Raw genomic sequence first — 19959 nt, 5'->3', positions numbered from 1 at the left:
CGGTCTGCGAACGTGTACGCCATGGGATTCCATGTCGACTCCGAGGCCGGACGGCTTCGCCGCGTCATCCTCCACCGACCCGACCTGGAGCTGAAGCGGCTCACACCGAGCAACAAGGACGCACTGCTCTTCGACGACGTGCTGTGGGTGCGCCGGGCCCGCCAGGAGCACGACGGATTCGCCGACGTGCTGCGGGACCGGGGCGTGGAGGTGCACCTCTTCGGCGACCTGCTGAGCGAGGCCCTGGACATCCCCGAGGCCAGACACCTCGTCCTCGACCGGGTGTTCGACGAGAAGGAGTACGGGCCGCTCGCCACCGACCACCTGCGGGCCGTGTTCGACGGGCTGTCGTCGGCCGACCTGGCCGAGGCGCTGGTCGGCGGCATGACCAAGCGCGAGTACCTGGAGCGGCATGCGGAGCCGGTCTCGGTCCGCTTCCATGCGATGGAACTGGACGACTTCCTGCTGGGGCCGCTCCCCAACCACCTGTTCACCAGGGACACGTCGGCCTGGATCTACGACGGGGTGTCGATCAACGCGATGCGCTGGCCGGCCCGGCAGCGCGAGACCGTGCACTTCGAGGCGATCTACCGGCACCACCCGCTGTTCACCGCCTCGGGCGCCTTCCACTTCTGGTCGCAGGGGCAGGCGGACTACCCCTCGACCATCGAGGGCGGGGACGTGCTCGTCATCGGCAACGGCGCCGTCCTGATCGGGATGAGCGAGCGGACCACCCCGCAGGCGGTGGAGATGCTCGCCCGCGGCCTGTTCGCCGCCGGGTCGGCGACCGCCATCGTGGCGCTCGACATGCCCAAGCGCCGGGCGCTGATGCACCTGGACACCGTGATGACGATGGTCGACGGAGATACGTTCATCCAGTACGCGGGCCTGGGCATGCTGCGCTCGTACACCATCGAGCCGGGCGCCGGCGCGCACGACCTGAAGGTGAGCGACCACCCGCCGGAGCACATGCACCGGGCCATCGCCGCTGCGCTCGGGCTGGACTCGATCCGGGTGCTGACCGCCCGGCAGGACGTCCACTCGGCGGAGCGCGAGCAGTGGGACGACGGCTGCAACGTGCTGGCGGTGGAGCCGGGGGTGGTCGTGGCGTACGAGCGGAACGTGACGACCAACACACACCTGCGCAAGGAGGGCATCGAGGTCATCGAGATCCCGGGCAGCGAACTGGGGCGCGGGCGGGGCGGTCCCCGGTGCATGAGCTGCCCGGTGGAACGGGATCCCGTATGACCCGTCCAGCCGCCGATGGTGCGCCAGGAGGCGTCTGACAAGGCACGATGGGCGGGGGCGGGGAAAACAGGGGCTGTATATCAATGCGGACTGTCGTATAGACTTCCAGCATTCCCCGTCACGCGACCCTGGAGTGCCGCCATGGCCACCGACCTCGTCGGCCGCAGTTTCCTCAAGGAGCTCGACTTCACCGCCGCCGAGTTCCGCGGCCTGGTCGCGCTGGCCGCCGAGCTGAAGGCGGCCAAGAAGGCGGGGACCGAGCAGCGGCGCCTCACGGGCCGGAACGTCGCGCTGGTCTTCGAGAAGACCTCGACGCGCACCCGCTGCGCGTTCGAGGTCGCCGCCGCCGACCAGGGCGCCCACACCACCTACCTCGATCCCGCCGGTTCCCAGATCGGCCACAAGGAGTCGGTCGAGGACACCGCCCGCGTACTGGGCCGGATGTTCGACGCGATCCAGTACCGCGGCGACAGCCAAGCGGCCGTCGAGGCGCTCGCCGAGCACTCCGGCGTGCCCGTCTACAACGGCCTCACCGACGACTGGCACCCCACCCAGATGCTGGCCGACGTCCTCACCATGACCGAGCACTGCGCCAAGCCGCTGGACCGCATCACCTTCGCCTACCTCGGCGACGCCCGCTTCAACATGGGCAACTCCTACCTCGTCACCGGCGCCCTGCTGGGCATGGACGTGCGCATCGTCGCGCCCAAGGCCTACTGGCCGGCCGAGGACGTCGTCGCCCGCGCCCGCGAGCTCGCCGCCGGCAGCGGAGCCCGGATCACGCTGACCGAGGAGGTGGCCGAGGGCGTCGGCCAGGCCGACTTCGTCGCCACCGACGTCTGGGTCTCCATGGGCGAGCCCAAGGACGTCTGGGACGAGCGGATCGCCGCCCTGGCCCCGTACGCCGTCACGATGGACGTGCTGCGCGCCACCGACAACCCGGACGTGAAGTTCCTGCACTGCCTGCCGGCCTTCCACGACCTGGGCACCGCGGTCGGCCGCGAGATCCACGCGCGGCACGGGCTGGACTCGCTGGAGGTCACGGACGAGGTGTTCGAGTCCGCGCACTCCGTCGTGTTCGACGAGGCCGAGAACCGGCTGCACACCATCAAGGCGATCCTCGTCGCGACCCTCGCCTGACCGGGAGTCCGGCCGGGGGTCCCGCCGGCTGCCCGGCCGGGCCCGCGCACCCTCACCCGGATATCGCGCTTCTGTGACGGAAGTCAGGATGCAGTGATACCGTCGTTGCCGTGAGCCCCTTCATCGGTTCCGCCCCGGCAACCCAGCGGTGGCGCCACCTGCGGGTGACCCGGCAGGACGGCGTGGCCACCGTCACCCTCGACCGCCCCGAGAAGCTCAACGCCCTCACCTTCGGCTCCTACGCCGACCTCCGCGACCTCCTCGCCGAACTCTCCCGGGAGCGGTCCGTGCGCGCCCTCGTCCTCGGCGGAGAAGGGCGCGGCTTCTGCTCCGGCGGCGACGTCGACGAGATCATCGGCGCCACCCTCGCCATGGACACCGCCCAGCTCCTCGACTTCAACCGGATGACCGGCCAGGTCGTACGCGCCGTCCGGGAATGCCCCTTCCCGGTCATCGCCGCCGTGCACGGGGTCGCCGCCGGCGCCGGCGCGGTCCTCGCCCTCGCCGCCGACTTCCGCATCGCCGACCCCAGCGCACGCTTCGCGTTCCTCTTCACCCGCGTCGGCCTCTCCGGCGGCGACATGGGCGCCGCCTACCTGCTGCCCCGCGTCGTCGGCCTCGGCCACGCCACCCGGCTGCTCATGCTCGGCGAGCCCGTCCACGCCGCGGAGGCCGAGCGCATCGGCCTGCTCAGCGAGCTCACCGAGGAGGGCAAGGCCGACGCGCGGGCCGCCGAACTCGCCGCCCGCCTCGCCGCCGGCCCCGCCCTCGCCTACGCCCAGACCAAGGCACTGCTCACCGCCGAGCTCGACATGCCGCTGGCCGCGGCGGTCGAACTCGACGCCAACACCCAAGCCCTGCTGATGAACGGGCAGGACTACGCCGAGTTCCACGCCGCCTTCACCCAGAAGCGGCCGCCGGAGTGGAAGGGCAGGTAGCGCCGTGCCCCTCGCGCAGCGCGGTACGGGCCCGCTCCGGGTCGCGGTGGTCGGCGGGGGACCGGGCGGACTGTACGCCGCCGCGCTGCTGGCCCGGCAGGGCCACGGCGTGGACGTGTGGGAGCGCAGCGCCCCCGACCGGACCTTCGGCTTCGGCGTGGTGCTGTCCGACGAGACCCTCGGCGGTATCGAACGGGCCGACGCCGTCGTCCACGCCGCCCTGAGCGCCGAGTTCGTCCGCTGGGACGACATCGACATCGTCCACCGCGGCCGGATGCTGACCTCCGGCGGCCACGGCTTCGCCGCCCTCGGCCGGCGCCGGCTCCTGCAGATCCTGCACGAGCGCTGCACCGCCCTCGGCGTCACCCTCCGCTTCCGCACCCCGGCGCCGCCCGCCGAGGCGCTGGCGGCCTCGTACGACCTGGTCGTCGCCGCCGACGGGGTGCACAGCCCGACCCGGCAGAGCGGGGCCGCACACTTCCGGCCGACCGTGACGAGCGGGCGCTGCCGGTACATCTGGCTGGCCGCCGACTTCGCCTTCGACGCGTTCCGCTTCGAGATCGCCCAGACCGCGCACGGAATCATGCAACTGCACGCCTACCCGTTCTCGGCGGACGCCTCCACGGTGATCGTCGAGATGCGGGAGGAGGTCTGGCGGGCCGCCGGCTTCGACCTGTGCGACGAGGCCGAGTCCGCGTCCCGCTGCGCCAAGCTCTTCGGCGAGGCCCTGCGCGGCCGCCCGCTGCACGGCAACCGCTCCGCCTGGACCGCGTTCCGCACCGTCGTCAACGAGCACTGGTCCCACGGCAACGTGGTGCTGCTCGGCGACGCCGCGCACACCGCGCACTTCTCCATCGGCTCCGGCACCAAACTCGCCGTCGAGGACGCCCTCGCCCTGGCCGGGGCCGTGGCCGCCGAGGACGAGGTCCCCGCCGCCCTGGCTGCGTACGAGGCCGAGCGGCGGCCCGCGGTCGCCTCCACCCAACGGGCGGCCGCCGCCAGCATGCGCTGGTTCGAGGAACTCGCCGGCTACGTCGGCCAGCCCGACCGGCAGTTCGCCTTCAACCTGCTCACCCGCAGCCGCCGGGTGACCCACGGCAACCTGCGGCTGCGCGACGAGCGGTTCACCCGCGCCGTGGAACGCGACTTCGGCTGCCCCGACGAGGCGACCCCGCCCATGTTCACCCCGCTGCGGCTGCGCGGCCTGACCCTCCGCAACCGGGTCGTGGTCTCCCCGATGGACATGTACTCGGCCCCCGACGGGGACGGCACCCCCGGGGACTTCCACCTCGTCCACCTGGGCGCCCGGGCCCTCGGCGGGGCCGGCCTGGTGATGACCGAGATGGTCTGCGTGTCCCCCGAGGGCCGGATCACCCCCGGCTGCACCGGCCTGTGGACCGCCGGGCAGGCCGCCGCCTGGAAACGGATCGTCGACTTCGTGCACGGCTCGGCACCCGGCACGGCCTTCGGCGTCCAGCTCGGCCACTCGGGCCGCAAGGGCTCCACCCGACTCATGTGGGAGGGCATGGACGACCCCCTCCCGGAGGGCAACTGGCCGGTGGTGGCCGCCTCCGCGCTGCCGTACCGGCCCGGCGTCTCGCCCGTGCCGCGCGCACTGACCCGGGGCGACCTCACCGCGATCCGCGGCGAGTTCGCCGCGGCCGCCGCCCGGGCCGCCGACTGCGGCTTCGACCTCCTCGAACTGCACTGCGCGCACGGCTACCTGCTGTCGGGGTTCCTGTCCCCGCTGACCAACCACCGCGACGACGCCTACGGCGGCCCGCTGGAGAACCGGCTCCGGTTCCCGCTGGAGGTCTTCGACGCCGTCCGCGAGGCCTGGCCCGAGGACCGGCCCATGACGGTCCGCTTCTCCGCCACCGACTGGGCGCCGGGCGGCACCACGGCCGAGGACGCCGTCACCATCGCCGCCGCCTTCGCCGCCCACGGCGCCGACGCCATCGACGTGTCCACCGGCCAGGTCGTCGCCGACGAGGCCCCCGAGTTCGGGCGCTCGTACCAGACCCCGTACGCCGACCGGATCCGCAACGCGCTCGGCGTCCCCGTGATCGCCGTCGGCGCCATCTCCTCCTGGGACGACGTCAACTCCCTGCTGCTGGCCGGCCGCGCCGACCTGTGCGCGATCGGCCGCCCCCACCTGTACGACCCGCACTGGACCCTGCACGCGGCCGCCGACCAGGAGTACCGGGGCCCGGCCGCGCCCTGGCCGGCCCCTTACCGGGCCGGCAGCCGCAAACCCCCGACCGGCAAGGGCTGAGCCGCGGGAGCCGGCGGGGCCGGGGCCACCGGCGCCGCAGCCTCCGGGGCGTCCGAGGCGTCCGGCGTGCTCACCGCGGCAGCACCACGGCCCGGTCCTCCACCGGCCGGAAGCCCAGCCTCAGGTACACGCCCGTGCTCGTCGGGTTCGCCGTGTCCGCGAAGAGCAGCACCTCCGCCGCCCCGGCCGCGCGGGCCGCCCCCACCGCGGCGTGCGTCACCCCCGCCGCGTAGCCCCGGCGCCGCTCCCGCGGGGGCGTGTACACCGGGCCGATCCGGGAGGCCCCGCCCTCCGCCGGGCTGAACGCGGCCAGCGCCACCGGCCGGCCCGTGCCGTCCTCCCACAGCAGCACGCCGTTCCCGGCGACCCGGTCCCGCACCGCCCCGTCGGTGGGCTCCGGGTCGCCGATCTCGTGCGCGAACGCCGTGAACCACTCCCGCACCAGCGGCAGGTCCGCCTCGCCCGCCGGCCTGGCCCGCCCGGCCGGCGCGGGGTCCGGGTCCGCCAGGTCCCCGAGCCGGTACAGCCGCATCACCTCCGGCTCGGCGACCGGCCGCCCCCAGGCCGCCGCCAGCCGCTCCCCGTGGGCGAGCCGCGCGTTGAACCCGCCGATGCCGCTCAGCAGCGGCTCCCGGTGCAGCGCCGCACCGAGGGCCGCCACCGCCTCGTCCGGTACGGGGCCGAGCACCAGCGGGTACGGCGGCGTCCACAGCAGCCCGCCGGCCACGGCACCGTCCGCGCCGGTCCACCAGCCGAACACCGGGTCGTGCTCGGAGTAGGCGTGCGGGCCCCGGCGGTGCAGCCCCCCGGCCACCGTCAGCAGCAGGGTGTTGGACACCGGGTCGGCGGCCACGGCCGGGCCCGCCGCGGCCCGCCAGGCCGCCAGGTCGTGCGTGAAGGTCCAGGTCATGGCTCATGATGGCGCTGCCCCCAGCCGCCCCGCACCCGTATTCCGCCCCCGCGGGCGCGGCCCCCGCGGGCGGGGCCGGGATCGGTCAGGAGGGCAGCCAGCCGGGCCACCACGGCGGCACGTTGTCCGGCCCGCACAGCCCCGAGTCCCCGGGGTACCCGTCCAGGGTGCCCTGGGTGGCGAAGTACCAGACGACCACCACCGCCAGGACCAGCGGCACGGCCGCCGCACCCACCGTCGGGTGCACCAGCCGGGCGAGCAGCCAGACCAGCACCGCGAGCACCGCACACCCCGGGACGAGGCCCACCATCTCGACGAACAGCTCGAACCTGCCGCCCGCCTCCCAGCCCGCGTCGCAGTAGGCGCGGGCGTGGGCGGCCAGTGCGTGCGCGAGGTAGCCGGCGCCGGCGCCGACCAGCGCCACGGCGGCCGCGGTCAGGATGCGCGTCCGCTTCCCGGCCCGTGCCGCCGCCGCGGCGGGCGGGAGCAGGGGCGGCGGGGGGACCGGCGGCCCGAATCCGGGCGGTAGGGCCTGCGGCGGGCGGGCCTGCGGCAGGCGGGCCTGCGGCAGGCGGGCCTGTGGCGGGTGGGACTGTGGCGCAGCGGACGGAGCGTTCGGCGGAAGATCGTTTCTGGTCACATCCCGTGCTGACGCCCGCGCCGACCGTCAGGGTTCCACGAACCTGGCCCCCGCGTCCCGCAGCCGCGAGTGCAGCTCGGCGAAGACCGCCGCGGCCCGGTCACCCGGCCAGTCGGACGGCAGCAGGTCGTGCGGCAGCCCCGGGTCCGCGTACGGGAGCCGGCGCCAGCTGTCCAGGGCGAGCAGGTACTCGCGGTAGGCCTCCTCCGGGGTGGGGGAGCCGCCCTGCTGGAGGGCTCGCAGCACCGGCTCGTGCCGGTCGAGGAACGCCTCGTGCTCCTTGGCCAGGGCCGTCAGGTCCCACCAGCGGGCCACCGCCTCGGCGGTCGCGGCGAAGCCGAGGTGCTCGCCGCGGAACAGCTCGACGTATCCCGTCAGGTGCAGCCGGTCCAGGGTGTGCCCGGTCTCCTCGTACAGGTGGGCCGGTGCGATCCACACCCCCGGGGCGACGGAGCCGAAGCCGAGCCGGGACAGCCGGGAGCGGAGCAGGTGCCGCTTGGCCCGTTCCTGCTCGGGCACGGAGAACACCGCGACCAGCCATTCGCCCGTGCCGCGGGTGACGCGGTCGCCGTAGATCCGCCGGTCGCCGTCGTCCAGCAGCTGCCGGGCCTCCGCCGACAGCTCGTACCCGGCGGCGCCGTCCGCCGCCCGAGCGGGCAGCAGGAAGCCGCGCCGCTTCAGCCGGGACACCGACGAGCGCACCGACGGGGCGTCCACTCCGGCCGCGCCCAGCAGGCGGACCAGCGCGGACACCGGCACCGGGCCCTCGAAGGACCGCCCGTAGGCGCCGTAGAAGGTGACGATCAGGGATCGCGGGGTGTGCTGCTCGGCCACGAGTTCACTGTAGATCGCGCAGCCGGAACCGCTGCAGTTTGCCCGTCGCCGTCCGCGGCAGCGAGGACAGGAAGACGAACGCCCGGGGGCACTTGTGCGGGGCCAGCTCCGCCCGCATGAAGGCCCGCAGGACGTCCTCCGACAGGGTGGCGCCCTGGCGGGGCACCGTGTACGCGACCACGATCTGCCCGCGTCGCTCGTCCGGGCGGCCCACCACCGCGGCCTCCGCCACGTCCGGGTGGCGCATCAGCGCTTCCTCCACCTCCGGGCCCGCGATGTTGTACCCCGCCGAGACGATCATGTCGTCGGCGCGGGAGACGTAGCGGAAGTAGCCCTCCGCATCCCGTACGTAGGTGTCGCCGGTCAGGTTCCAGCCGTCCCGTACGTACTCCTCCTGGCGCGGATCGGCCAGGTACCGGCAGCCCACGGGGCCGCGCACGGCGAGCAGCCCCGGCTCGTCGTCCGCGACGGGCCGCCCGGAGCCGTCCACGATTCGGGCCTGCCAGCCGGGCACCACCCGGCCCGTGGTGCCCGGGCGGATGTCGTCGTCGGCGGCGGAGATGAAGATGTGCAGCAGCTCGGTGGCGCCGATCCCGTTGATGATCCGCAGCCCGGTGCGCTCGTACCAGGCGTGCCAGGTGGCCGCTGGCAGGTTCTCGCCCGCCGAGACGCAGCGGCGCAGCGCCGACAGGTCGGGGGCGTCGGCGTCGTACGGGCCCAGGGTGTCGAGCATCGCCCGGTAGGCGGTGGGGGCGGTGAACAGGACCGTGACCCGGTGCTCGGCCAGCGCGGGCAGCAGGGTGCGCGGGCCGGCCTGCTCCAGCAGCAGTGCCGAGGCCCCGGCGCGCAGCGGGAAGACGACCAGGCCGCCGAGGCCGAAGGTGAAGCCGAGCGGCGGGCTGCCCGCGAAGACGTCGTCGGGGCGGGGGCGCAGCACGGTGCGGGAGAAGGTGTCGGCGACGGCGAGCAGGTCGCGGTGGAAGTGCATGCAGCCCTTGGGGTGGCCGGTGGTGCCGGAGGTGAAGGCGATGAGGGCCACGTCGTCGGCGGAGGTCCGCACGGCGGGGAACGGCTCCCCGTGCCGCTCCGTGAGCCGCAGCAGGTCCTGGGGGTCCTTGCCGCCGTACGGGGTGATCCGCAGGTCCGGCACCCCGGCCCTGGCCAGGTCGTCCAGTGCGTCCGCGTGGCACAGCGCGTGCCGGACCCGGGCCATCGCGCAGACGGTGGCCAGCTCGTGCGCCCGCTGCTGCGCCAGGACGGTGACGGCGACCGCGCCCGCCTTCAGCACGGCGAGCCAGCAGGCGGCGAGCCAGGGTCCGGTGGGCCCGCGCAGCAGCACCCGGTTGCCGGGGACCACGCCCAGGTCGGCGGTGAGCACGTGGGCGATCCGGTCGACCCGGTCGCGCAGCTCCCCGTACGACCAGACCTCGCCGGTGCCGGTGCGGAAGGCCGGACGGTCCGGCCCGAACCGGTCGATGGTGGCGTCGAGGAGCTCGGCCCCGCAGTTGAGCCGGTCCGGGTAGGCCAGCTCGGGCAACTCGAAGAGCAGCCGCGGCCAGGCGTGGGGCGGCGGCAGGTGGTCACGCGCGAAGGTGTCGGCGTGGGCGGAAGGCATGAGCTCCAAGGCGGGTTCGCCCCCTTGCGACGGCAGCGGCCCCCGGCGGGGGACCGAGGTGGGTGGAGCCGGCCGTGCGGGCTCTCCCGGCTGCCGCCGGGAGACACTGCCAGGAGCGTATCGTGATGGTGACGGCAGTCAACAGGACGCGATAGAACCGGGGATGTCCGCATGAACGGATTCGCGCTCGGAGCAGAACAAGAGGAGTGGTGCGGGCGGTTGCGCGCGCTGTCGGCGGCCCGGCTGCGGCCGCTCGCCGACAAGGGGGAGCCGGGGAGGGTCAACCGGCCCCTGCTCGCGGAGCTGGGGGAGCTCGGCCTGCTGGAGCGGGTCTTCGACGCCGGGGCCCTGGAGCTGTGTCTGCTGCGCGAGTCGCTCGCCTACGGCTGCACGGAGGCGGAGACGGCCCTCGCCCTCCAGGGGCTCGGCGCGCATCCCGTGCTCCGCTCGGGCACCGAGGAGCAGCGGCAGCGTTGGCTGCCGCCGGTGCGGGCCGGGCGCGCCGTGGCGGCCTTCGCGCTGAGCGAGCCGGGGGCGGGCTCGGACGCGGCGGCGCTGGCCCTGGCGGCCGAGGCCGAGCGGCCGCGCGGCGGGTCCGGTACCGGGTTCGGTACCGGGTCCGGGCGGGGCTGGCGGCTCAGCGGGGAGAAGTGCTGGATCTCCAACGCCCCCGAGGCGGACTTCTACACCGTGTTCGCCCGAACGGGTGAGGCGCCCGGTGCCAAGGGGGTCACCGCTTTCCTGGTCCCCGCCGACCGGCCCGGCCTGACCGGCGAACCCCTGGACATGCTGTCCCCGCACCCGATCGGCAAGCTGACCTTCGACGGGGTCCCCGTCGGCCCCGGGGACCTGCTGGGCGAGCCCGGCCGGGGCTTCGCCGTGGCGATGGCCACGCTGAACCTGTTCCGGCCCAGCGTGGGGGCCTTCGCGGTCGGCATGGCGCGGGCCGCGCTGGACGCGACGCTGGCGCACACGGCGCGGCGGTCCGCCTTCGGCGGGGTGCTGGGCGACCTGCAGGCCGTGGCGCACCGGGTGGCCGAGATGGCCACCCGGACCGAGGCCGCCCGGCTGCTGGTGTACGCGGCGGCGGGTGCGTACGACGCCGGGGCCCCGGACGTCCCGCGCCGCTCAGCGATGGCGAAGCTGCTGGCGACGGAGACCGCCCAGTACGTCGTCGACCACGCGGTCCAGCTGCACGGGGCGGTCGCCCTGCAACGCGGCCACCTGCTGGAGCACCTCTACCGGGAGGTCCGGGCACCCCGCATCTACGAGGGCGCGAGCGAGGTCCAACGCACGATCATCGCGCGGGAGCTGTACCGGTGAGCCCGGAGCGCATCAACCCGGCGGAGCTCTCCCCGCCGGCGGGCTTCTCCCACGCGGTGGCCGCGGCCGGATCCCGGCTGGTCTTCCTGGCCGGGCAGACCGCACTGGACACCGAGGGCAAGGTGGTCGGGGCGACCCTGCCCGAGCAGTTCGAGCGCGCCCTGACCGGTCTGCTGACGGCCCTCGCCGCGGCCGGCGGCAACCCCGCGGACCTGGTACGGGTCACGGTCTACGCCGTGGACGTGGCCGCGTACCGCACCCACGCCCGCGAACTGGGGCGCATCTGGCGCCGGTTGGCGGGCCGCGACTACCCGGCCATGGCGGTGGTCGGCATCGTCCGCCTCTGGGACGAGGACGCGCTGGTCGAACTGGACGGCATCGCCGTCCTCGATGCGTAGGTCGAACCGCCGAAAACCCTTTCCGCATGGCGAGAAGACCCAGTTCGCGAGCGGGATCCGGCCTCCGCCTTTGACACCGGGCAGGGTACGAGGGAGGCTGGAAATGACCTTTGGGTCAGCATTCGTCAACAATGCTCGGAGGTGCATGACTATGCGCCGTGGGATCATTGCGGCGGTCGTTGCAGGCGCCGCTGGCGTAACGCTCGGCCTGACACCCGTGAGCGGTGCTTTCGCCGCAGGTCTTCCCCAGACCCAGACCCAGCCATCCGTTCAGGCCCCGCAGGGCCAACCGAGCGGCGGCGATTGGAACTGGTGCAACGACTGGCGCGGCGGGCGCTGGAGCGACTGGCGCGACTGGCGGCACTGCTGCGACCGGTGGGACCGCTGGTGCTGGGATAACCACGGGCGCGGCGGCGACGGCCGGTTCGACGACCACCGGCACCACCACCACCACTGGAACGACCGCGATTGGGGACGCGGCGGCTACGCCGGCTACTGGGACGGCTGGTACTGGCGATAGAGCCGAATGAACTGACGGGACTGCGGGCGGCCGCCCATCGCGGCCGCCCGCAGTGCTGCCGCCCGCAGTGCCGCGGACCGGACCCGCCCCGAACGGCCCCCAGCGTTTGCGGCGGGCCGCACCCCCTCCGAACCTGGCAAGTACTGCCGGACCGGAGGGACGGACACCGATGGCGGACGAGCGAGCCCAGCGCATCGCGCGGTTCATCGAACCACTGCGCGTCGCACCCGGGTCCACCGTGGACCTTGCCGCGGACTTCGACCCCCGCTACAAGGCCGACCTGACCAAGGACAAGGGCATCGCCCTGCTGGCCGAGGGCGTGGAGGTGCTCGCCGAGTTCCAGGCCCGGCTGGCCGCCCAGGACTCCCGCAGCGTGCTGCTCTGCCTCCAGGCCATGGACGCCGCGGGCAAGGACGGCACCATCCGGCACGTGATGAGCGGGGTCAACCCGCAGGGCGTGCGCGTGAGCAGTTTCAAGGTGCCGTCCGACGAGGAGCTCGACCACGACTACCTGTGGCGGTACCAGTGCCGGCTACCCCGGCGCGGCGAGATCGGCATCTTCAACCGCTCGCACTACGAGGAGGTCCTCGTGGTCCGCGTGCACCCCGAGTACCTCCGGCGCCAGCGGCTGCCGGACGAGAGCCGCGACCCGGACGTCTGGGCCCGCCGCTACCGGGAGATCAACGACTGGGAGCGGCACCTCGCCGACAACGGCTACAGCGTGGTGAAGGTCTTCCTCAACCTCTCCAAGGAGGAGCAGCGCCGGCGCTTCCTCAGCCGGATCGACCTGCCCGAGAAGAACTGGAAGTTCTCCACCGCCGACGTCCGCGAACGCCGTCACTGGGACGCGTACCAGCGGGCGTTCTCCGAGATGCTCTCCGCCACCAGCACCGAGTGGGCGCCCTGGTACGTCGTCCCCGCCGACCGCAAGTGGTTCGCCCGCATCTGCGCGGCGGCCGTGCTCGGGCACGCGCTGATGGAGATCGACCCGCAGTACCCGACGGTCGGCGAGGAAGCCCGCAAGGACCTGATGACCGCCAGGAGGGAACTGGAGCGGGAGGCCCCCGGCGCCCGGTCCGGCCGGGACGGCCACAGCAAGCACGGCAAGTAGCCCCGCCCCGGATCGGAGGTACGAGGATGACGGCGGTACGAGGATGACGGCCCCGCCGGACCCGGCAGGCGAGGAGGGCGCCCCCGACGCCTGGTACGCGCGGTCCCCGCAGGACGTCGCGGCCCGCTGCGGAGTGGACCCCGCGGTCGGCCTGCCGGCGGCCCGGGCGGCCGAGCGGCTCGCGGCCGACGGCCCGAACGCCCTGCCCGAGGAGAAGCCGAAGCCGGGCTGGCTGCGCTTCCTCGACCAGTACCGCAGCTACATGCAGATCATCCTGGTGGCCGCGGCGGTGGTGTCCGCGCTGATCCGGGAGTGGAACACCGCCATCCTGCTCGTCCTGCTCACCCTGCTCAACGCGGTCGTCGGCCTGCGCCAGGAGGGCAAGGCCGAGAGCGCCATGAACTCGCTGAAGTCGATGATGAAGGCGACGGCCCGGGTCCGCCGCGACGGCACCGAGTCCGAGATCCCGGCCGAACAACTGGTGGTCGGGGACGTCGTGCTCGTCGCGGCCGGCGACCAGGTCCCGGCGGACGGCAGGATCGTCGAGGCCAGCGCCCTGCAGATCGACGAGTCGGCCCTGACCGGCGAGAGCACCCCGGCGGCCAAGGACGCGGCCACCCTCCCCGCCGGACGGCTCGGGCCGGGCGACCAGTCGAACATGGTGTTCATGAACACGCCGGTCACGCACGGCAGCGGCCTCGTCATCGTCACCGGCACGGGCAGCGGCACCGAGCTGGGGAAGATCTCCGGCATGCTCTCGGCGACCAAGCGGGAGCAGTCGCCGCTCACCAGGGAACTCAACACGCTCACCCTGTGGATCGCCGGGGCCGCCGGTCTCACCATGGTCGTCATGTTCGCCCTCGGCCGCAGCCGCGGCCAGGCCTGGGACCTCCTCTTCGTCAGCGCCGTATCGCTCGCCATCGCCGCGATCCCCGAGGCGCTCCCCACGGTCAGCCAGGTGATCCTCTCGGTCGGCAGCCTCAACCTGGCCCGGCGCAACGCGATCGTCAAGGAGCTGGCGTCCGTAGAGACCCTCGGCTTCACCTCGGCCATCAACTCCGACAAGACCGGCACCCTGACGATGAACCAGGTGACCGTCGTCGAAGTGATCAGTCCCACCGACCGGTACACCGTGTCCGGCTCCGGCTACCGCCTCGACGGCAAGGTCCACCACGCCGCCGGGACCTCCGCCGGCATCGAGGACGCCGTGCTGCCCTACCTGGTCGCGAGCGACGCCAAGCTGGTGGACGGCGCGGTCGTCGGCGACCCCACCGAGGGCGCCCTGCTCGTCCTCGGCCACAAGGCCGGACTGGACATCGAGGAGACCCGGGACCGCCTGCCCCGCCTCGCCACCCTCCCCTTCGACCCCACCTACAAGCTGATGGCCACCTTCCACGCGGCCAAGGACGCCTCGGGCCGCAAGGTGGTCCGCTGCTTCGTCAAGGGCGCCGCACCCGCGGTCATGGGCCGCGCCACCACCGCGCTCGCCGCGGGCACCCCCGTCCCCTGGGACGAGGAGCTGAACCGCCGCGCGCAGGAGCACATCGACCGGATGGCCGCCGACGGGCGCCGGGTGATGGCCGCCGCCGTCCGCGACCTGGACCCGGCGGACTACGACCCGGCGGACTTCGACCCGGACGGCGACCTGCTCGCGCTCGTCACCGACCTGCACATGGTCAGCCTGGTCGGCATGGTCGACCCGCCGCGCGAGGAGTCCAAGGCGGCGGTCGCCGACGCCCGGGCCGCCCACATCCGGGTCCGCATGGTCACCGGGGACGACGTCACCACCGGCGCCGCCATCGCCCGGCAGCTCGGCATCCCCGGCGAGGCCGTCCTCGGGGCCGATTTCGCCGCCCTCCCCGAGCAGGAGCAACTGGACCGGATCGACGGGATCGGCGTCGTCGGACGCGTCGCCCCCGAGCACAAGGTGCTCCTCGCGGACATCCTCAAGAAGAAGGGCGAGGTCGTCGCCATGACCGGCGACGGCGTCAACGACGCGCCGGCCATCAAGGCCGCCGACATGGGCATCGCCATGGGCAGCGGCACGAGCGTCGCCAAGAACGCCAGCCGGATGATCCTGTCCGACGACAACTTCGCCACGATCATCCACGCCGTCGCGGAGGGCCGGAAGCTCTACGACAACCTCACCAAGTACATCCGCTTCGTCCTGGTCCTGCTGGTCACCTTCGTCCTGACGTTCCTCGGCGCCGCCCTGTTCAACATCGCCGCCGGCGAACCGTTCACGCCCCCGCAGGTCCTGTGGATCCACTTCGTCGTCAACGCGCCCTTCGGCTTCGCCCTCGGCTTCGACCGGGAGACCCCGGGCCTGATGCAGCGGATCCCGCGCCCCCGCGGGGAGACGGTGCTGACGGGCCGTCTGATGGTCACGGTCGGGCTCGCCGGGCTGGCCCTCACCCTCGCCCTGCTCACGCTGATCTGGCTGGGGCAGGAGCGCTACGGCAGTGCCGAAGTGGGCAACTCCATCGCGTTCACGGCCTTCGCGCTCTGCCTGATCGTGGCCGCCTACGAGTGCCGCAGCGAGACGGACTCCGTGCTGACCCCGAGCACCTTCGACAGCAAGCAGATGAACTGGGCGGCGCTCGGGGAGCTGGTCCTGGCGGTCATGTCCACCCAGATGGACGGCTTCCGGCGGATGCTCGACACCACCGAGCTCACCGTCCGGCAGTTCGGCTGGGCTTTGCTGGCCGCCCTCGCCCTGTTGCTCCTGTGGGAGCTCGGCAAGGCCGTCCGGCGCGCCAGCGCCCGGCCGGCCACCGGGTGAGGGGGCGGCGCAGCAGCCGTGCCCTTGCCCCTGTCCCTGCCCCTCCCCCGCACCCGTGCCCGGACCCGCAGCCGTGCCCGGCCCCGATTCGTGCCCGTGCCTGCTGGGGCGGCGTCAGCCCTCCAGCAGCGTCCCCATCCACTCCTCGATGCCGGCCACCGTGCGCGGCAGGGCGCTCGACATCAGGCGGGCGCCCGTCGCCGTGACGACCAGGTCGTCCTCGATGCGGACGCCGATGCCGCGCAGCTCCGGCGGTAGCGTCTCGTCGTCCGGCTGGAGGTACAGGCCCGGCTCGACGGTGAGCACCTGCCCCTCCTCCAGGACGCCGTCCAGGTACGTCTCGGCCCGCGCCTTCGCGCAGTCGTGCACGTCCAGCCCCAGCATGTGGCCGCTGCTGCACAGGGTGTAGCGCCGGTGCAGGTCGCCCTCCGCGTTCTTGAGCACGCCCCACTCGGCGAGCCCCTCCGCGATCACCCGCATGCCGGCCCGGTGGAAGTCCCGGAAGCTGGCGCCCGGGCGGAGCGCGGCGATGCCGGCCTCCTGCGCGGCGAGGACGAGTTCGTACACCTGCCGCTGGACGGGGGAGAAGCGCCCCGACAGCGGGAGGGTGCGGGTGATGTCGGCCGTGTAGAGGGTGTCGGTCTCCACGCCCGCGTCCAACAGCAGCAGGTCGTCCCGGTCCAGCCGTCCGTCGTTGCGGATCCAGTGCAGGACGCACGCGTGGGCGCCGGACGCGGCGATGGTGTCGTAGCCGGTGCCGTTGCCCTCGGCCCGGGCGCGCAGGCCGAAGACCCCCTCGATCCACCGCTCGCCGCGCGGGTGCGCGAGGGCGCGCGGCAGCGCCCGTACGACGTCCTCGAACCCGGCGGCCGTGTGGTCGACGGCGAGCTGGAGCTGGCCGACCTCCCAGGCGTCCTTGACCAGGCGCAGTTCGGAGAGGGCGGTGGCGAGTTCGGCGTCGCTGGCGGGGTTGCGGCCTTCCGGGGTGCCGAGGGCGTCCAGGTGGGCGCAGCGCAGGCCGGTCAGGCGCTCGGCCTCCGCGAGGTCGGGGCGGCGTCCGACCCAGAACTCCCCGTAGCGGCGGTCCCGGTAGAACTCCTCGTTGCCGCCGGTGCGCGGGGAGCGGGGGCGCAGGTACAGCACCGCCTCGTGGCCGTGCGGGCCCGAGGGCTCCAGGACCAGGACGTGGCCCACCTGGTCCTCGCCGGTGAGCCCGGTCAGCCAGGCGTACGCGCTGTGGGGGCGGAAGCGGTGGTCGCAGTCGTTGGAGCGGACCTTGAGCTCGCCGGCCGGGATGATCAGCCGTTCTCCCGGGAAGCGCGCCGACAGCCGGGCGCGGCGGGCGGGGGTGGCCTCGTACGCGGGGACGCGCACCGAGTCGGGCAGGGGTGAAGCGGCCCAGTCCCCGGCCATGAAGCGGGACAACTCGGGGGATACCGGCAGGTCGTGGCTGCCGATGTTGAGGCGGGGGGATGCGTCGGACACGTCGGGCTCCCTCGGGAAGACACGAACTGGTGGGCGCACAGGTCTTGTCAGTGCAATTTCACATTACTATGTTACAGCTCACACCGCGGCGCGTTAATCCCCGTCAAACGCCGTGTGACACAGCGCAGTTCATGTGACACAGCGCAGTTCGCCTCAACCTTTCGCACCACGCACCCCTTGCGCGCCATGTCCCCCACCTCCCCTCCCCACAGGAGTCCTTGGTGTCCCAGCACAGAGTTGTGCGTACGTCCCTCCTCTCCGCCGCCGTGGCGGTCACCCTCCTCGCGACGGCGGGCCAGGCCGTCACGCAGGCCGCAGGGCCGGCCGCCGCCGCTCCCGCCGCGGCGCCGGCGGCCGCCCCGGCCGCCTTCACGGGCGGGGCGCCCGGCGCGAACCCGTTCGACGAGGTCGACCGCGTGGCCTCGCCGAAGGAGGCCGTTCCGGCGCCCGACCGGGCCCCCGGTGCCGACCGCGCCGCCGGAGCCGGATCGGGGGCCGCCCCCGCCGCCGACGGCCGGATACCCGGGGCGGCCACGGCCGCCCCCGCACCCGCCGAGCGCTCGGAGAAGAGCCGCGGGGCGGTCGCCCAGGCCGCCCCCACCGGTCGGACCCTCGCGGCCGGCGTGCCCTGCACCCTCGACGGGATCACGGGCCTGTCCCCCGAGCGGTTCGCCGACTTCCTCGGCGACGAGGCCGTCCTGGCCGACGGCTGCCTGCGCGGGCTGATCTGGACCTGGGACGCCCGCCTGACCCCGGTCATGTCCGACGCGCACGTCCAGGCCGTGTCGCGGCGGATATCCTCGCTGGCCGCCTCCCACGACGGCCGCAACTCCTCCCACCTGGAGGAGATGTTCACGTACCTGCACGCGGTCGCCTACCACGACCACTCCCGCTCCGAGATCGACGTCACCGACGCCCCCACCGTGGACGCCATGCGCCGGGCCATCGCCGACTTCGGGGCCGCGGCCCGCACCTTCGACGTCACCGCCTCCAACGCCCGCACCCTGCGCGAGGCCCTCTACGCCGGCAGCGCGCCCGGCCTGCGCCAGCACCAACTCGGCCTCATCAAGCAGGTCCTGGCCACCATGGACCCGTCCCACCCTGCCACCCACAAGGACCCCGCCTGGGCGGGCGCGGCCCTGGCGGCCCTCTCCGTGAACTACCTCGGCGTGTACCCGGGCAACCAGGACGCCGCCTTCCACGCGGCGGTCGCGGCCGACCCCGGGTACCGCGCCGTCTTCAAGGCCTTCGCCTCGTACGGCCACCTCAAGGACTCCGCCAACGCCTGGGTGGCGCGCGACGCCCTCGGCGAGTACGGCCGCTTCGGCCAGGTCCCCGCCCTGAAGGAGCAGACCGTCGCGGACCTCGGGACGCTGCTCCCGACGGCCCGCTCCACGTTCGGCGACGGCAGCGAGCCGTGGGCGAAGGTCGTCTCCTGGCTGAACTTCTACGAGGCGTGCAAGCCGTACGGGGTGTGCAAGGAGGACATCGAGAAGCAGCTCTTCCCGCACACCTATACCTACGACGACGCCACCAACGGCGCCATCAAGGTCCGCACCGCCCTCGACCGGGCCACCGTCGACCAGCTCTACTACGCCAGCAAGCAGGTCAAGTCGCAGTTCCACCGCGTGCTCGGCACCGACCAGCCGCTCGCCGGCGACCCCAACAGCACGCTGAACATCGTGCTGTACGCCTCCCGCGCCGACTACGTGAACTACCACCCCATCCTGACCGGGTACGGCACCAACAACGGCGGCATCTACATCGAGAACGGCGCCACCTTCTACACGTACCAGCGGCGCGTCCCGCAGGACTCCTCCCTCACCCTCGAGGAGCTCTTCCGCCACGAGTACACGCACTACCTCAACGGCCGCTTCGCCGTCCCCGGCTTCTTCGGTGAGGGTCCCTGGTACGAGGGCGACCGCACGACCGCGATGGACGAGGGCACCGCCGAGTTCTTCGACGGCGCCACCCGCGACAACGGGATCGCCGTGCGCAAGTCCCTCGTCAAGAGCATCATCAGCGACACCGCCGGCGGCGGCCCCCGCATGTCGGTCGAGCAGCTGCTGAACGCCACGTACGACGGCGACGGCTTCCGCTTCTACAGCTACGCCGGCACCTTCTTCGAGTTCCTGTGGACCGAGAAGCCCTCGCTGCTGCGCGAGATGTACACCCACCTGCGCAACAACGACGTGGCCAAGTACGACGCCTGGCGCCACCGCCTCGGCGCCGACAGCTACCTCCAGCGTGACTACGACCGCTTCCTGGACGCGCAGATCGCCAAGGTCGACCAGCTGTTCGTGCCGAACACCACCTACACGCCCAACGAGCAGCTGCGCGACTCCGCGCTCGCGTCCGTGAAGTCGGCCTTCGCGGCGGCCACGTACAACACGCCGGACTGCGTGGAGAACGGGGACCCGGGCAAGCGCCGGTTCACCTGTACCGGCCGGATCACCGCGAACCTGAAGAACTGGCGCAGTGACGACCAGAACTTCAAGGACATGTCGGAGACGGTCGACTACTTCATCCTCGACCGGGCGGGCCCGGCCTCCAACAACCTCGCCGACATGAACTGCTCCTTCGGCCCGGTGGAGATCTGGGACAACCGCAAGGCCGGCACGTCGAGCTACAGCTGCGAAGGCCCGCTGCGCAGCTGACCGGCACCGGCGGTCGGCCCCGTTTCCGACACGGTCGGACGGGGGGCGGGACCGGCCGCCGGACACCCGCGACCCGGACCCCT

At 73.4% G+C, this 19959-nt stretch carries 15 protein-coding genes; 10 read left to right on the top strand and 5 right to left on the bottom strand.

The window, feature by feature from the left end; all coding sequences use genetic code 11:
- The first annotated feature begins 21 nt into the window (after positions 1-21).
- The 4 genes from ACFVGY_RS04980 to ACFVGY_RS04965 all read left to right on the top strand — a co-directional run bounded on the left by ACFVGY_RS04980 (position 22) and on the right by ACFVGY_RS04965 (position 5601).
- Positions 22-1248, top strand: a complete 1227-nt coding sequence (locus ACFVGY_RS04980; protein WP_385671115.1) for an arginine deiminase — start codon at positions 22-24, stop codon at positions 1246-1248.
- Between the two features lie 141 nt (positions 1249-1389).
- Positions 1390-2388: an ornithine carbamoyltransferase gene (gene argF, locus ACFVGY_RS04975; RefSeq protein ID WP_385671112.1), complete on the top strand. Its 999-nt coding sequence runs from the start codon at positions 1390-1392 to the stop codon at positions 2386-2388.
- Positions 2389-2498: 110 nt separating this feature from the next.
- Positions 2499-3326: an enoyl-CoA hydratase family protein gene (locus ACFVGY_RS04970; RefSeq protein ID WP_385671109.1), complete on the top strand. Its 828-nt coding sequence runs from the start codon at positions 2499-2501 to the stop codon at positions 3324-3326.
- Positions 3327-3330: 4 nt separating this feature from the next.
- A complete protein-coding gene (locus ACFVGY_RS04965; protein WP_385671106.1) occupies positions 3331-5601 on the top strand; it encodes a bifunctional salicylyl-CoA 5-hydroxylase/oxidoreductase in 2271 nt (756 codons plus the stop codon).
- 70 nt (positions 5602-5671) lie between these two features.
- On the opposite strand, the gene ACFVGY_RS04960 is transcribed toward ACFVGY_RS04965, so the two are convergent.
- From ACFVGY_RS04960 to ACFVGY_RS04945, 4 genes are all read right to left on the bottom strand, one after another.
- Positions 5672-6511: a GNAT family N-acetyltransferase gene (locus ACFVGY_RS04960; RefSeq protein ID WP_385671103.1), complete on the bottom strand. Its 840-nt coding sequence runs from the start codon at positions 6509-6511 to the stop codon at positions 5672-5674.
- Between the two features lie 85 nt (positions 6512-6596).
- A complete protein-coding gene (locus tag ACFVGY_RS04955; RefSeq protein ID WP_385671100.1) occupies positions 6597-7151 on the bottom strand; it encodes a hypothetical protein in 555 nt (184 codons plus the stop codon).
- A gap of 27 nt (positions 7152-7178) precedes the next feature.
- Positions 7179-7985 carry a PaaX family transcriptional regulator C-terminal domain-containing protein gene (locus ACFVGY_RS04950; protein ID WP_385671097.1) on the bottom strand — a complete coding sequence of 269 codons (807 nt, stop codon included), beginning with the start codon at positions 7983-7985 and terminating at the stop codon, positions 7179-7181.
- 4 nt (positions 7986-7989) lie between these two features.
- Complete coding sequence (locus tag ACFVGY_RS04945) at positions 7990-9600, bottom strand: AMP-binding protein (RefSeq protein WP_385671559.1); 1611 nt, start codon at positions 9598-9600, stop codon at positions 7990-7992.
- 171 nt (positions 9601-9771) lie between these two features.
- On the opposite strand from ACFVGY_RS04945, the gene ACFVGY_RS04940 reads away from it, so the two are divergent.
- The 5 genes from ACFVGY_RS04940 to ACFVGY_RS04920 all read left to right on the top strand — a co-directional run bounded on the left by ACFVGY_RS04940 (position 9772) and on the right by ACFVGY_RS04920 (position 15734).
- Positions 9772-10923: an acyl-CoA dehydrogenase family protein gene (locus ACFVGY_RS04940; protein ID WP_385671094.1), complete on the top strand. Its 1152-nt coding sequence runs from the start codon at positions 9772-9774 to the stop codon at positions 10921-10923.
- Positions 10920-11321, top strand: a complete 402-nt coding sequence (locus ACFVGY_RS04935) for a RidA family protein (RefSeq protein ID WP_385671091.1) — start codon at positions 10920-10922, stop codon at positions 11319-11321. The genes ACFVGY_RS04940 and ACFVGY_RS04935 overlap by 4 nt, the downstream gene beginning before the upstream one ends.
- Positions 11322-11472: 151 nt before the next feature.
- On the top strand, positions 11473-11841 hold the full coding sequence (locus tag ACFVGY_RS04930) for a hypothetical protein (RefSeq protein ID WP_385671088.1): 369 nt from the start codon (positions 11473-11475) through the stop codon (positions 11839-11841).
- Between the two features lie 169 nt (positions 11842-12010).
- On the top strand, positions 12011-12952 hold the full coding sequence (locus ACFVGY_RS04925) for a polyphosphate kinase 2 family protein (protein ID WP_385671085.1): 942 nt from the start codon (positions 12011-12013) through the stop codon (positions 12950-12952).
- Positions 12953-12995: 43 nt separating this feature from the next.
- Complete coding sequence (locus ACFVGY_RS04920; RefSeq protein WP_385671082.1) at positions 12996-15734, top strand: cation-translocating P-type ATPase; 2739 nt, start codon at positions 12996-12998, stop codon at positions 15732-15734.
- A 114-nt stretch (positions 15735-15848) separates the two neighbouring features.
- Here the strand turns inward: ACFVGY_RS04920 and ACFVGY_RS04915 are convergent, their stop codons facing one another.
- Complete coding sequence (locus tag ACFVGY_RS04915) at positions 15849-17219, bottom strand: aminopeptidase P family protein (protein ID WP_385671079.1); 1371 nt, start codon at positions 17217-17219, stop codon at positions 15849-15851.
- Between the two features lie 221 nt (positions 17220-17440).
- On the opposite strand from ACFVGY_RS04915, the gene ACFVGY_RS04910 reads away from it, so the two are divergent.
- Positions 17441-19876 (top strand): collagenase, encoded by a 2436-nt coding sequence (locus ACFVGY_RS04910; protein WP_385671076.1) that lies wholly within the window; start codon positions 17441-17443, stop codon positions 19874-19876.
- Positions 19877-19959 lie beyond the last annotated feature (83 nt).

Origin of the sequence: Streptomyces sp. NPDC127106, from assembly GCF_042677605.1 — a bacterium.
Classification (GTDB): Bacteria; Actinomycetota; Actinomycetes; order Streptomycetales; family Streptomycetaceae; genus Streptomyces.
The sequence above is the reverse complement of the archived record's forward strand: the minus strand, read 5'-3'. Positions and strand labels throughout refer to the sequence as shown.

Excerpts from the sequence above, each read along its gene's own strand:
- ACFVGY_RS04940 (WP_385671094.1), top strand. The coding sequence starts at position 9,772 with ATGAACGGATTCGCGCTCGGAGCAGAACAAGAGGAGTGGTGCGGGCGG.
- ACFVGY_RS04925 (WP_385671085.1), top strand. The coding sequence starts at position 12,011 with ATGGCGGACGAGCGAGCCCAGCGCATCGCGCGGTTCATCGAACCACTG.
- ACFVGY_RS04945 (WP_385671559.1), bottom strand. The coding sequence starts at position 9,600 with ATGCCTTCCGCCCACGCCGACACCTTCGCGCGTGACCACCTGCCGCCG.
- ACFVGY_RS04920 (WP_385671082.1), top strand. The coding sequence starts at position 12,996 with ATGACGGCCCCGCCGGACCCGGCAGGCGAGGAGGGCGCCCCCGACGCC.
- ACFVGY_RS04960 (WP_385671103.1), bottom strand. The coding sequence starts at position 6,511 with ATGACCTGGACCTTCACGCACGACCTGGCGGCCTGGCGGGCCGCGGCG.
- ACFVGY_RS04980 (WP_385671115.1), top strand. The coding sequence starts at position 22 with ATGGGATTCCATGTCGACTCCGAGGCCGGACGGCTTCGCCGCGTCATC.
- argF (WP_385671112.1), top strand. The coding sequence starts at position 1,390 with ATGGCCACCGACCTCGTCGGCCGCAGTTTCCTCAAGGAGCTCGACTTC.
- ACFVGY_RS04930 (WP_385671088.1), top strand. The coding sequence starts at position 11,473 with ATGCGCCGTGGGATCATTGCGGCGGTCGTTGCAGGCGCCGCTGGCGTA.